The following is a 12,767-nucleotide window of genomic DNA, read 5'->3' on the forward strand; positions in this document are numbered from 1 at the left end:
GGGTTAAAGGTCGTGCCAGCTAGCCTGCGCCAGCTGCAGTAAGGTGTCATCCTGGCTCTGCTCGGCACGCAGCTGATACCAGCTGGCCATCAACAGCTGCAGCCACGGTTGCCAGCGCTGCATCTGGCATGCCAGTGCTGGCTCATCCAGTTGCGCGCGCGCGGCGTAATCAGCAATCCACGCGGAACGCGTATCGCCATCAACCGCACACACCGCCGCCAGCTCCAGCGCCACGTCACCGTCGGCGGCATATTCCCAGTCGATCAGGCGTAAACCTTCCGGCGTGGCAATCAGGTTGCCGGCGTGGACATCCATATGCAGCGGTGCCAGGCGCAGCGGCTGCGGTTCGCCCTGCTGTAATAAGCGTTGCAGACGACGCTGCCAGCGCCAGTGACGCTGCCGGCAAAGCTGCCAATAGCGCTGTAGCAGCGGCGCTAATCGTAAACGGTAGCCGGTGAGCGGCTGTTGGTGCAGACGCTGCAGCAGCGCCACAATCGCCTGCCGCTGCGCGTTAAACTGCGCGGAGGTGAGCACCTCGCCCGGCATCCAGCTTTGCAGCAGCCAGGGATGGCGCCACGCCATCGGCTGCGGCCCCAGCTGTGCATGCCGCAGCTGATGCAGAATGCGGTATTCGCGCTGGCGATTAACAAACGGGATCGGCTGCGGCGGCGCACGTCGCGCCAGTAATTCGCCCTGCGGCATCTGCACGCGCACGCTTTGCCCGCTCAGTCCCGGCAGCGCGAAAAAATGACCGGCAGCTTGCGCCGTCGGCCATTGTTGCTGAAGCAGGTTTTGCAGCTGCGGATCAGGGTTGAGCAACACCGTTTCCTGACCAGATGATTTCACCGGTTTGTACCAGCATCAGCTGCATTTGCAGCGTCGGTGATTTCACATCGCCCTGCGCATTGCTGTAGAGCACATACTGCGCGTTAACGTTGCGCGCCAGGCCAATCGCTTTGCTGCGCGAGTTGAGGCTGTCATCCGGCGATAAGCCCAGCGTCTGCTTGGCCTGCGCCAGCTGTTCTGGAGTGATCAGCGTGAACTTACCGTTGTTGGCCAGCGCATTCTGAATCGCATCGGTGGCTTTGTCGGTTTGCAGCGCGCCGTTGGTGCTGTTCTTGATGCGGTCCACCAGCAATACGCTGCCCGGATTCACGCCTGAAGATTGCACCATCTTACCGACTAACGGCTGGACGCTGGCATCCCAGTTAATGGTTTTCAGCTTGGGTGGCTGCGGCACGGTTTGCGGCGGCGGCACCGGCTGCGTTGGCGGCTCTACCGGCTGAGTGGGCGTGGTCGGCTGCGTGGGTTCTACCGGTGCCGGCGTCTGTTGTTGCACTACACAGCCGGTGAGCATTAGCGCAAACAGCAGCGCGCCCGAACGTTTAATACTGCGAATCACAGCTTACTCCTCAAAGATAAAGATAGAGACGCACCTTACTGGCGGTCGGATTGCCCATTTGTGAGGCCACTTCTACGCTGCCGTGCGCCGGAACGATTTGGCTCTGTGCCGGCTCTTCCGGCGTGATTTCCAATCCTTTGTCGTCGTACCAATAGAAACGATAGTGCACTTTCACCGGCGTTTCACGTTGGTTGTACAACATGCTCATGGCACGCTGCTGACCATCTTGTTCGGTCAACTTCGGATCATCGGTAATAATGCCCGCGGATAACACCGCCGATTCCATCACCAGCGACTGCGAGGTATTAATCATCGGCTTATCGCTGCTGCAACCTGCAAGGGTCAGCAACAGCAAGCCACTCAGCCATTGACGCATCACGTTGTCCGCCTGGGTTAGCTGGCCAGCATTGGGCCCAGCGGCTGACCGCCAACCAAATGCATATGGATGTGATAAACCTCCTGACCGCCATGGCTGTTGCAGTTGATGATCAGACGATAGCCATCTTGGGCAATGCCTTCATCACGGGCAATTTTGGCGGCTACGGTGATCATCCGGCCCAGCGCCTGCTCGTGTGCGGGCTGCGCATCGTTGGCGGTGGGAATCAATACATTGGGGATGATCAAGATATGGGTAGGCGCTTTGGGCGCGATATCACGGAAGGCGGTGACCAGTTCGTCCTGATAAACCACGTCGGCGGGGATCTCGCGACGGATGATTTTACTGAAAATGGTTTCTTCAGCCATGGTGCATTTCCTTAAGCCTGAGTTCAGTCAGGCAGTATGCGTGAGAAATTCCATTTCTTTCAACCTCAGGACCACAATTCCTGCATTAAATGGCTGCCTTTAAGCCGATTTAACCCTTCGCCACGCACGTGCTGCAGCTCGCATTTCTAACCTCTCATTAACCACAAAAATGAAACGCTGTTTTATAAATTAGAGATATCACGCCTTTTTCTTTGTGATTTTGCCACTCACCTGCAGGTCATTGCGAAATCACGAAGGTTTGCCAGCTTAAGCCGCTCTACTTTCAATCCAATCCGCGCAAATTGTACGGAGTGATGAGGGATGTGTTTACCGACTAATTCAAGGAGAACCTGCCATGCGCTTTCGTAAGATTGGCCTGGGCCATTATCTGGCCTATGGGTCCGGGGATTTCCTCGGTGCAGGCACCACGGCGTTAACCGCCGCCTGGCTGCTCTACTTTTACACCACCTTTTGTGGGCTCTCGCCGATTCAGGCGACCTTCATTTTCGCCGCCGCCCGCGTACTGGATGCGGTGGTGAGCCCGCTGATGGGTTTCCTGACCGATAACTTCGGTTCGACCTGGCTCGGCAAGCGCTTTGGCCGCCGCAAATTTTTTATCCTGCTCGGTATTCCGTGCGTGTTCAGCTACAGCCTGATGTGGGTTGGCGACATGAGTTTTTGGTGGTATCTGCTGACTTATCTGCTGTTCGATATGGTCTACACCATGATTCTGGTGCCTTACGAAACGCTGGTGCCGGAGATGACCGACGATTTCAAACAGAAAACCCGCTTCTCTGGCGCGCGTATTGGCCTGGCGCAGCTGTCGGCCATTCTGGCAGCGTTCCTGCCAGGCATACTGATTGGCTGGTTTGGCAAAGAGAATCCGATCTCCTTCTTCTACGCCAGCCTGGTGTTCTCGGTGATTTGTGCGCTGGTGTTAACGTTGGTGTGGCTGTTTACCTGGGAACGCGATCCCGACGATTTCTCTGCCGAATCGCGCCGCGCCGAGCAGGAAAAATCACAGCTGACCTTGCTACAGAGCCTGAAGCGCCTCTACACCGAGCTGGCCTCAACGCTGCGCATTCGTATTTTCCGTCAGCATCTGGGCATGTATCTCGGCGGCTATATAGCGCAGGACGTGTTTAACGCGGTGTTCACCTGGTATGTGGTGTTTGTGCTGATGCAAAGCGCGCAGATCGCCTCCAACCTGATGGGCACCATGGCGGTGATGCAGTTTATTGCGGTGATGGCGATGATTCCGCTGTGTATCCGCCTTGGGCCTGCGCCCGCATACCGTATGGTGGTGGTGCTGTTTGGGCTTAGCGCCCTCTCCTACGCCGGATTGTGGTACACCGGCATGAACGACAACTTCGCTCTGCTGGTACTGATTTCCGGTCTTGCCGGTCTTGGTCGCGGCGGCATCAACTATGTGCCGTGGAATACTTACACCTATATCGCTGACGTCGATGAAGTGATTACCGGCCAACGTCGCGAAGGCATTTTTGCCGGCATCATGACGCTGACGCGCAAAGCCTCGCAAGCAGGTGCGGTGATGTTCGTCGGTATCGTGTTGCAGCTGGCGGGCTTCTCTTCCGGCCAGGCCACGCAGGTGCCGGCTGTCGGCCATACCATTCTGGCGATCCTCAGCGTGGGCACGCTCTGCGTGCTGGCCTGCGGCTTCATTATTTCACTTCGCTTCAAACTCAATCTGCAAACCCACACCGTGCTGCGCGAAGAGACGTTGAAAATGCGCGAAGCCGGACGCGTGGTGCCAGAACGCATTACGCCGCAGGCGCGTGAAGTGGTCGAAATGCTGGCGGGCATGCCGTATGAAAATCTGTGGGGCAATAACAACGTCGGCTATCTCAACCGTGATAAAGCTGCCGCACCACCGCTGCCGACGCAGCCACGAGCTTTACCTTCTCTCTCTCCCCTGATTAACGATAGGAATGAACCATGACTGTATTTCCTGTAAAGCACAGCGCGTTACTGCGCCAGCCTGAATATCTGTTGCCACGTACTGAGCTGGTGCAGTTGATTCAGCGGCTAACCCATAATCTGGTGAATATTACCGATCACAGCGGCGAGTTTTTGCTGCGCCTTGATGATGGCCGCGTGATCGATACCAAAGGCTGGGCCGGTTGGGAGTGGACGCACGGCATCGGCCTGTACGGCATGCTGCACTACTATCAGCAAACCGGCGATCAAGCGACGCTGAAGATTATCGATGACTGGTTCAGCACGCGCCTGGCGGAAGGTACGCCAACCAAGAACGTCAATACCGTCTGCCCGTTCCTGACGCTGGCGTATCGCTATGAAGAGACGCGAAATGCCGCATGGCGGCCGGTGCTGGAGCGCTGGGCTGAATGGGTGATGTATGAGATGCCGCGCACCGAGCAAGGTGGCTTGCAGCACATCGTCTACAACAATGAAAACACCCAGCAGCTGTGGGATGACACCTTAATGATGAGCGTGATGGCGCTAGCGAAGATTGGCCAGTTGCTGGATCGTCCGGAGTTTGTCGAAGAAGCCAGCTATCAGTTCCTGATTCATACCCAATATTTGATGGATCGCCAAACCGGCTTGTGGTTCCACGGCTGGACGTTTGATGGGCGGCACAATTTTGCCAACGCACGTTGGGCGCGCGGCAACAGCTGGTTGACTATCGTCATTCCTGATTTCCTCGAGATGATGAACTGGCCGGAACAGCACGCCACGCGGCGTTTCCTGCAGCAGGTGCTGGAGAGTCAGGTGAAGGCGCTGAGCGCCTGTCAGCACAGCAGCGGTTTGTGGCACACCTTGCTCGACGATCCCAACAGCTACCCGGAAGCCTCCGCCACCGCCGGTTTCGCCTATGGCATTCTTAAAGCAGTGCGCAAACATTATCTTTCGCCCGAATATTTGCCGCTGGCGGAGAAAGCGTTGCGCGGCGTGATCGGCAATATCGATGAGGATGGGGAATTGAAGCAGGTGTCGTTTGGAACAGCGATGGGCAGCGATCTGGAGTATTACCGCCAAATCCCGCTCACCTCAATGCCGTATGGTCAGGCAATGGCGCTATTGTGTTTAACCGAGTATTTGCGGGTTTATTTATAAATAAAAAATGCCCTCTTTGAGGGCATTTTTACGCACCGAACATGAAGTGCGTTGAAGCGGCGGCAGAGGAGTAAAGCGTCCCAAGCCATGGATGGCTTGGGCCGAGTCCCAGGGATGGTTTATGGCGTCTTTACGATCTGACGCCGCTTCATCGCACCGGCTCTGCCCGCCCTTTCTCGTTACATACCGCGGATATAATCATCCATTTCGGTTTTCAGGTTATCGGACTTGGTGCCGAAAATCGCCTGAACGCCTGAACCTGCTACCACCACACCACGTGCGCCGAGGCTTTTCAGTTCAGCCTGATCAACCTTGCCGACATCCGCCACGCTGACACGCAGACGCGTGATACAGGCATCAAGGTTAGTGATGTTCTCTTTACCACCAAACGCGGTAACCAGTTTACCCGCCATTTCGCTGCCGGTTGCGCTGCTCTGCTCCATCGCGGTCTCCTCACGGCCAGGGGTTTTCAGATTCAGTTTCACAATCAGGAAACGGAATACGGTGTAGTAAATCAGGCCGTAGATGATACCCACAATCGGGAACAACCAGATTTTGCTGCTGTTACCGCTCAACACGATAAAGTCGATCAAGCCGTGTGAGAAGCTGGTGCCATCACGCATACCCAGCAGAATACAGATTGGGAAGGCCAGACCCGCCAGAATCGCGTGGATCACATACAGAATCGGCGCCACGAACATGAAGGCAAACTCGATTGGCTCGGTGATACCGGTCAGGAACGAGGTCAGCGCGGCGGAGATCATAATACCGCCCACTTTGGCCCGGTTTTCTGGTTTAGCCGTATGCCAAATCGCAATCGCTGCCGCCGGCAGACCATACATTTTGAACAGGAAGCCGCCAGACAGTTTGCCTGCGGTTGGGTCGCCCGCCATGTAACGTGGGATATCACCGTGGAATACCTGACCTGCGGCATTGGTGAATTCACCAATCTGCATCTGGAAAGGTACGTTCCAGATATGGTGCAGACCAAACGGCACCAGCGAACGCTCAATCAGACCGTACAGTCCAAAGGCCACCACCGGGTTTTGATACGCTGCCCACTGCGAGAAGTCCTGAATCGCCGTACCGATTGGCGGCCAGATGAATGACAGCACCACACCGGTGAAAATCGCGGCCAGACCGGAGATGATCGGCACAAAGCGCTTGCCAGCAAAGAAGCCGAGATACTCAGGCAGTTTGATGCGGTAAAAGCGGTTGAACATATACGCCGCGATGGAACCGGCGATGATCCCGCCGAGCACACCGGTATCCGCGAGATGCTTAGCCTCGATTTCGCCCGCCGGTAAGTGCAGCACTAGCGGAGCGACGACCGCCATGGTTTTCACCATGATGCCGTAGGCAACCACGGCCGCCAGCGCGGAAACGCCGTCGTTATTGGTAAAGCCGAGTGCCACACCGATCGCAAAGATCAGCGGCATATTGGCAAACACCGAACCACCCGCTTCGGCCATGACGTGGGAAACCACTTCCGGCAGCCAGCTGAAGTTTGCAGAACCAACACCTAACAAAATACCGGCAATCGGCAGAACCGATACCGGCAACATCAGCGATTTACCTACTTTCTGCAGGTTCGCAAATGCGTTCTTGAACATAGAAACTCCTGAGTATGAGTGCAATTTTTTGCGCAGTGCGCATGGCTTAGGGGGAGGATCCTTCGCCGGGGTGACGCTGAGCGTCTTTTGATTTATTACGAAGAGTAAAATAAATCGCTAATTGTTAAATTGACGGCCATCACATTTCGCTAAGGACGCCACTTTCCTTTCAGTCATTTCTTACTGACTTGCACTAATAAACAGCAATAAAACACTGCCTGCGTCCCGTAAGACGCAGTGCAGTAGAGTGATTTGTGATTAATTACAGCGTTTGAAATAAAGCGTTTAGCTGCCGAGACGACTCATCGGGATGTGGAACAGGCGGGAGAAGTTTTCGGTGGTGGCAGCGGCCAGCGTTTCGATATCAACGCCTTTTAACACCGCCATGTAATCCGCCACATCACGCGTAAACGCTGGCTGATTCTCTTTACCACGGTGCGGTACCGGCGCCAGATACGGCGAATCGGTTTCCACCAGCATACGATCAAGCGGCACGTAGCGCGCCGCATCGCGGATCTGTTCGGCGTTGCGGAAGGTCAGAATACCGGAGAATGAGATGTAAAAACCGAGATCGAGCAGTTTGGCGGCGGTCTCTTTATCTTCGGTAAAACAGTGCAGCACGCCGCCGCACTTCTCTACCTGCTCTTCGCGCAGAATCGCCAGCGTGTCTTCGCGCGCATCACGCGTGTGCACGATGATTGGTTTATTCAGCGCGATACCGGTACGGATGTGCTCACGAAACGAGGCTTGCTGCTGCGCTTTGGTTTCCTGCTGATAGAAATAGTCCAGCCCGGTTTCACCCAGCGCGACCACGCGATCCTCTGCGGCCAGACGGCGGAACTCTTCGACGTCGTACGGCGCTTCCTGATTAAGCGGATGGACGCCACAAGCCAGCGCGACGTTTTCACGATCGCCCACCAGCTGTTTAATTTTGTAGTAATCCGGCAAGGTGGTGGCAATCGCCAGCATAAACTTCACATCGCGCGCTGCTGCTTTGGCGATGACATCATCCAGATCGCGATGGTGCTTTTCATAATCGAGGCCATCGAGATGGCAGTGGGAATCGACAATAAACATAGAGTTCTCTTTTTGCTTAGCCGACCGTTGCCGGAGTCAGTAAACGTCCCCAGGCGAGTAAACGATCGGTCAACATTAATTCACGGTTGAGTGCGGCAACATGCAAGAGCTGTTCGCGGCACTTCATCCATTGCTGCGCGCTGCTGTTAAGCGCACTGCTGTTCATTCGCTGCGCCAGCTGCGTCACCACATCCGGGCGATCGCCGTTACTCAGCCATTGACTTGCGCCCTGCTGCACTTTCATCGCATCCACCAGCAGCGAAATCAGCCAGCTGAGACGCTCGGCCACATCTTCGCTGTTCAGCGCGGGTAACAGTTGCAGCACATCGCCGTTGAGCGCTTTGATTAGCGTTTCGCACAGCGTTTCACGCGCCTGCCAGCGCTCGGGCTGCAACAGCGTCAAGGCGGCGGCGGGTGCGCCATTACTTAAACGCAAGGCAGCGCGCAGCTTCTCTTCCGGCTGCGGTTGCTGTTTCTGCAGCCATTGCAGGCTATGCGCCTCTTCCGGCGGCGACAGATGCCACGTCATGCAGCGACTGCGCAGCGTAGCCAGCAGGCGTGAAGGTTCGCGCACGCTGAGGAAAAACCAGCAATTGGCCGGTGGCTCTTCCAGCGTTTTCAATAATGCGTTGGCGGCGGCTTCCGTGAGCTGCGCGGCATCGGGCAACCAAACGATTTTTGCGCCGCCCTGTTGGGCAAAGTGATACAGCTTTTCAGTGACGTCGCGCACCGCATCAATACCAAGCGAGGATTTCCCCTTTTCGGCTTCCAGGCGATACCAATCGGGATGCGTGTGCGCCTGCATTAACTGGCAGCCGTGGCAATGGCCGCAGCTTTTCAATCCTTCCGGCTGCAAACACATCAACCAACGGCTCACGCCCCAGATCAGCGCATCGTCACCCATGCCTTCAATGGCTTGTACCAGCAAGGCGTGATGCGCCTGGCCGCTTTGATGGCGGGCGATGATTTGTCGATAAGGCTGATTCAGCCACGGATACCAATTCATGCGGATTGGCCTGCCAGCCAGCTACGCAAGGCGCCTCGAAGTGACGATGTCACGTCTGCAATGTTTTGCGTCGCATCAATGGTGAGGATCGAGGGATCCTGCGCAGCTAAGGCCAGATAGCGTTCACGCGTGCGCTCAAAGAATCGCAATGATTCCTGCTCGATACGATCCAACTCGCCGCGTGCACGTGCGCGTTGCAGGCCAACTTCTGGCGTTACGTCGAGATAAAGCGTGAGGTCGGGACGGAAATCGCCCAGCACCGCATCGCGCAGTGTGGTCATCAACTGCGCATCCAGACCACGTCCGCCGCCCTGATAGGCTTGGGAAGAGAGATCGTGGCGATCGCCAACCACCCAGGCACCGCGTGCCAGCGCCGGTTTGATCACGTTCTCTACCAGCTGCACGCGTGCTGCGTAGAGCATCAGCAGCTCGGCTTTATCGGTTACCTGCTCGCCATCAATGCCCTGCTTGACCAACACACGCAGTTGTTCTGCCAGCGGCGTACCGCCCGGCTCGCGCGTGAAGACGACATCATTAATGCCGTGCTCATGCAGCACGGCAACCAGCGCATCGCGCGCGGTGGTTTTGCCTGCACCTTCCAGGCCTTCAATGACGATAAACTTACTTTTCATTTTTTTCCTTCATTGCCAGCCGGTAAACCTGCACCGCTTTGTTGTGGCTGGCCAGATTGGTGGTAAAGGTATGTCCACCTTTGCCATCCGCGACAAAATAGAGGTAATTGGTTTTTTCCGGATGCGCAGCCGCTTCCAGTGAAGCGCGGCCCGGCATCGCGATCGGACCTGGCGGTAAACCGCTAATGGTGTACGTGTTGTAGTCGGTTGGCGTTTCCAGATTTTTACGCGTTAGCGTGCCGGTGTAGCTGTCGCCCATGCCGTAAATCACCGTGGGATCGGTTTGCAGCTTCATTCCGGTCCGCAGGCGGTTAATAAACACCGACGCCACGCGCGCGCGCTCTTCGCTCACGCCGGTCTCTTTCTCAATGATCGACGCCATGGTGACCAAGTCCTGCTCTTTCTTATAAGGCAGATTCTCCATGCGTCCCTGCCAAATCTCATCGACCAGCTTGTTCATGCGCGCATGGGCACGTTCCAGCAGCGCCACATCGCTGGTATTGGCGGTGTAGAGATAGGTATCAGGATAGAAACTGCCTTCAAGCTGGCTGACGTCGAGTTTGAGCGCGGCGGCAACGGTGGCAAATTGATCGTCACTCAGCGTGTGTTTCAGGTATGGCGCTTTGCGTAGCTCGGCTAACCACTCGGTAAGACGCGAACCTTCAATAAAACGTACCGGGAACTGCGCTTCTTTACCGCTTGCCAACAGTTGCAGCAACTGTCGCACCGTCATGCCGGTTTCCAGGCGATAGGTACCGGCTTTGAAACGCGCCAGTTCCGGTTCAAGCTTCAGTAACGGGCCAAACCAGATGCTTTGCGGAATGATGTGCTGACTTTCCAGTTGCGCTTCCAGTACCACGCGACCGCTGCCAGCGGGCAAGGTGTAAATGGTTTCCTGCTGCAGTGTTAAGGGCGTATCGGCTAAACGTTCAATTTGCCAATAGCTAAAGGCGGCGGCGAGTCCTGCTACTACCACAACGCCTGCGAGAATTTTTTTCATTCGAGTCATGATGCTTCCATCGTCGGGCAACTGGCGCGCAGTTGCTGATACAGCGAGCGTGCGGTAAACGAAACGTCGTCAATTTGTCGCACGGGTAAAACGGGCATCAGGGCGTTACACATCACCACTTCATCGGCGTTCAACACGTCGTCCCTGCTGCCATCAATCAGCTGACAAGTCTGGCCATTCGCGGCCATCTGCGCCATCAGATAACGACGCATAATGCCATCTACGCCAGCCTGCTCAAGCCGCGGCGTAAAGACGTGGTTGCCTTTGCGCCAGAATAAATTGGCCGCACAGCATTCCACCACCGTCCCGTTAGTGTCAAGCACCAGCGCCTCGTCGCCGCCCGTCTGGTCAAGATGCTGGCGAATCAGCACCTGTTCAAGGCGATTCAGGTGCTTTACGCCGGCCAGCAACGGATTGCGCGCAAGGCGTATTGGACTGCTGTGGAGCACAGCGCCCTGCTGTTGCAGCGTGGCGTAATGCTGTGGCCACAGCGAGAGCGAAAGGATGCGCGTCGGTGTTTGGCAGCCTGCGCGGCTATAACCGCGTCCGCCTGCGCCCGGTGTCAAAATCACTTTCAGCACAGCCTGCGCCTGGCCCGCAGCGGCGTGATGCATTTCTGTGGCGAGCTCAGCTAAATCAGGCGTCTCCATCATCAATCGCGCGCAGCCTTCTTTGAGCCGCTGCAGATGCGCATCCAGCATCACAATATGGCCGTTGATCACTGCAGCAGTGGTAAAGCAGCCATCACCAAATTGCACTGCGCGATCGCGTGCTGAAAGCTCGGTTTGCGGTATGCCGTTTATCCACATGTTAGCCGCCTTGATTACCCCGGTAGAATATATAAAAAAGGCCCGCATTGCGGGCCTCTGTATGGCTGAGGAGCGATTAAACCTTGCGGAAGATCAGCGAGCCGTTAGTGCCGCCAAATCCGAAGGAGTTACACAAGGTGTACTCCAGTCCGCTGACCTGGCGCGCCGTATGCGGCACGAAGTCCAGATCGCAACCTTCGTCAGGATTGTCGAGGTTGATGGTCGGTGGAATCGCCTGGTCGCGCAGCGCCAGAATCGAATAAATCGCTTCTACCGCACCCGCTGCACCCAACAGGTGGCCAGTCATCGACTTGGTAGAGCTGACCATCACACTGTGAGCTGCCGCACCAAATACCGATTTAACCGCCTGCGCTTCCGCTTTGTCACCGGCTGGCGTCGAGGTGCCGTGCGCGTTGACATAACCGATCTGCTCAGCGTTAAGCTGCGCGTCACGTAGCGCGTTGACCATCGCCGCAGCTGCACCTGAACCGTCTTCCGGAGGTGACGTCATGTGGTAAGCATCGCTGCTCATGCCGAAACCAATGATCTCAGCATAAATCTTCGCACCACGTTTCTTAGCGTGTTCGTACTCTTCCAGTACGACAATGCCAGCACCGTCACCCAACACGAAACCGTCACGATCTTTATCCCACGGACGGCTTGCCGCCTGAGGATTGTCATTACGCGTGGAGAGCGCACGAGCAGCACCAAAACCACCGACACCAAGTGGCGTACTGGCTTTCTCCGCACCACCGGCCAACATCACATCAGCATCGTTATACGCAATGATACGCGCTGCATGACCAATGTTGTGCACACCAGACGTACAGGCAGTTGCGATAGAGATGCTTGGACCTTTCAGGCCGTACATGATGGTGAGATGACCAGCAACCATGTTGACGATGGTTGAAGGCACGAAGAATGGGCTGATTTTGCGCGGTCCACCGTTGACCAGCGAGCTGTGGTTATCTTCGATTAAACCCAGTCCGCCAATACCAGAACCGATTGCCGCACCAATGCGACCAGCATTCTCATCGGTTACGACCAGACCGGAGTCTGCCATAGCCTGAATACCCGCAACGATGCCGTATTGGATGAAGTCATCCATCTTGCGCTGATCTTTGCGCGAGATGAAATCATCGCAATTAAAATCTCTTACTAAGCCCGCAAAACGCGTTGCGTAGGCACTAGTATCAAAATGGTCGATCAGGCTAATGCCGCTCTGACCGGCAAGGAGAGCACTCCAGGTAGACTCTACGGTATTGCCGACAGGAGACAACATGCCAAGACCAGTCACAACTACACGACGCTTAGACACGCACGTCCTCCAGGGAGGGAAAAAATAACGCTATGTGGGGCAAACATAAAACTCAGGCGGT

General features: G+C 56.0%; 13 protein-coding genes. 2 read left to right on the forward strand and 11 right to left on the reverse strand.

All coding sequences use genetic code 11. The features are described 5' to 3' along the window. Positions 1-3 precede the first annotated feature (3 nt). The 4 genes from thiK to hinT are packed head-to-tail and all read right to left on the reverse strand — an operon-like array spanning position 4 to position 2,146. The gene (gene thiK / locus K5Y30_RS04445) at positions 4-846 is read right to left on the reverse strand and encodes a thiamine kinase (protein ID WP_370634172.1); all 843 of its coding nucleotides are present in this window, start codon (positions 844-846) and stop codon (positions 4-6) included. Then, entirely contained in the window at positions 806-1,402 is a 597-nt protein-coding gene (gene lpoB, locus K5Y30_RS04450; RefSeq protein ID WP_176970296.1) for a penicillin-binding protein activator LpoB, read from the reverse strand. Before lpoB ends, thiK begins: the two co-directional genes overlap by 41 nt. Positions 1,403-1,412: 10 nt before the next feature. Beyond that, positions 1,413-1,778 carry a YcfL family protein gene (locus K5Y30_RS04455; RefSeq protein WP_110865934.1) on the reverse strand — a complete coding sequence of 122 codons (366 nt, stop codon included), beginning with the start codon at positions 1,776-1,778 and terminating at the stop codon, positions 1,413-1,415. 17 nt (positions 1,779-1,795) lie between these two features. Beyond that, positions 1,796-2,146 (reverse strand): purine nucleoside phosphoramidase, encoded by a 351-nt coding sequence (gene hinT / locus K5Y30_RS04460; protein ID WP_222210580.1) that lies wholly within the window; start codon positions 2,144-2,146, stop codon positions 1,796-1,798. Between the two features lie 355 nt (positions 2,147-2,501). Here hinT and K5Y30_RS04465 point away from each other — a divergent pair, with 355 nt between their 5' ends. Together K5Y30_RS04465 and K5Y30_RS04470 are read left to right on the forward strand one after the other, a co-directional pair. Then, positions 2,502-4,106, forward strand: coding sequence for an MFS transporter (locus tag K5Y30_RS04465; protein WP_222210581.1), 1,605 nt, complete (start codon positions 2,502-2,504; stop codon positions 4,104-4,106). Further along, complete coding sequence (locus K5Y30_RS04470) at positions 4,103-5,242, forward strand: glycoside hydrolase family 105 protein (protein WP_176970298.1); 1,140 nt, start codon at positions 4,103-4,105, stop codon at positions 5,240-5,242. Before K5Y30_RS04465 ends, K5Y30_RS04470 begins: the two co-directional genes overlap by 4 nt. A gap of 179 nt (positions 5,243-5,421) precedes the next feature. Here K5Y30_RS04470 and ptsG read toward each other — a convergent pair whose 3' ends face one another. From ptsG to fabF, 7 genes are all read right to left on the reverse strand, one after another. Further along, complete coding sequence (ptsG, locus tag K5Y30_RS04475) at positions 5,422-6,855, reverse strand: PTS glucose transporter subunit IIBC (RefSeq protein ID WP_176970299.1); 1,434 nt, start codon at positions 6,853-6,855, stop codon at positions 5,422-5,424. Positions 6,856-7,140: 285 nt separating this feature from the next. Continuing rightward, positions 7,141-7,932, reverse strand: a complete 792-nt coding sequence (locus K5Y30_RS04480; RefSeq protein ID WP_222210582.1) for a metal-dependent hydrolase — start codon at positions 7,930-7,932, stop codon at positions 7,141-7,143. Positions 7,933-7,948: 16 nt separating this feature from the next. Continuing rightward, the gene (gene holB, locus K5Y30_RS04485; RefSeq protein WP_176970300.1) at positions 7,949-8,938 is read right to left on the reverse strand and encodes a DNA polymerase III subunit delta'; all 990 of its coding nucleotides are present in this window, start codon (positions 8,936-8,938) and stop codon (positions 7,949-7,951) included. Next, a complete protein-coding gene (gene tmk / locus K5Y30_RS04490) occupies positions 8,935-9,570 on the reverse strand; it encodes a dTMP kinase (RefSeq protein WP_222181809.1) in 636 nt (211 codons plus the stop codon). Before tmk ends, holB begins: the two co-directional genes overlap by 4 nt. Further along, a complete protein-coding gene (mltG, locus tag K5Y30_RS04495) occupies positions 9,560-10,579 on the reverse strand; it encodes an endolytic transglycosylase MltG (protein WP_222181808.1) in 1,020 nt (339 codons plus the stop codon). The genes tmk and mltG overlap by 11 nt, the downstream gene beginning before the upstream one ends. After that, positions 10,576-11,388, reverse strand: coding sequence for an aminodeoxychorismate lyase (gene pabC / locus K5Y30_RS04500; protein WP_222210583.1), 813 nt, complete (start codon positions 11,386-11,388; stop codon positions 10,576-10,578). Before pabC ends, mltG begins: the two co-directional genes overlap by 4 nt. Before the next feature lie 76 nt (positions 11,389-11,464). After that, a complete protein-coding gene (gene fabF / locus K5Y30_RS04505; protein WP_101760834.1) occupies positions 11,465-12,706 on the reverse strand; it encodes a beta-ketoacyl-ACP synthase II in 1,242 nt (413 codons plus the stop codon). Positions 12,707-12,767 lie beyond the last annotated feature (61 nt).

It is taken from the genome of Pantoea sp. DY-5 (assembly GCF_019795955.1).
GTDB classification, from domain to species: domain Bacteria; phylum Pseudomonadota; class Gammaproteobacteria; order Enterobacterales; family Enterobacteriaceae; genus Pantoea; species Pantoea leporis.

What these genes read in the sequence shown, in the direction of transcription:
- K5Y30_RS04455 (WP_110865934.1), bottom strand. Translation starts at nt 1,778, where the DNA reads ATGCGTCAATGGCTGAGTGGCTTGCTGTTGCTGACCCTTGCAGGTTGC.
- hinT (WP_222210580.1), bottom strand. Translation starts at nt 2,146, where the DNA reads ATGGCTGAAGAAACCATTTTCAGTAAAATCATCCGTCGCGAGATCCCC.
- K5Y30_RS04465 (WP_222210581.1), top strand. Translation starts at nt 2,502, where the DNA reads ATGCGCTTTCGTAAGATTGGCCTGGGCCATTATCTGGCCTATGGGTCC.
- K5Y30_RS04470 (WP_176970298.1), top strand. Translation starts at nt 4,103, where the DNA reads ATGACTGTATTTCCTGTAAAGCACAGCGCGTTACTGCGCCAGCCTGAA.
- ptsG (WP_176970299.1), bottom strand. Translation starts at nt 6,855, where the DNA reads ATGTTCAAGAACGCATTTGCGAACCTGCAGAAAGTAGGTAAATCGCTG.
- K5Y30_RS04480 (WP_222210582.1), bottom strand. Translation starts at nt 7,932, where the DNA reads ATGTTTATTGTCGATTCCCACTGCCATCTCGATGGCCTCGATTATGAA.
- holB (WP_176970300.1), bottom strand. Translation starts at nt 8,938, where the DNA reads ATGAATTGGTATCCGTGGCTGAATCAGCCTTATCGACAAATCATCGCC.
- tmk (WP_222181809.1), bottom strand. Translation starts at nt 9,570, where the DNA reads ATGAAAAGTAAGTTTATCGTCATTGAAGGCCTGGAAGGTGCAGGCAAA.
- mltG (WP_222181808.1), bottom strand. Translation starts at nt 10,579, where the DNA reads ATGACTCGAATGAAAAAAATTCTCGCAGGCGTTGTGGTAGTAGCAGGA.
- pabC (WP_222210583.1), bottom strand. Translation starts at nt 11,388, where the DNA reads ATGTGGATAAACGGCATACCGCAAACCGAGCTTTCAGCACGCGATCGC.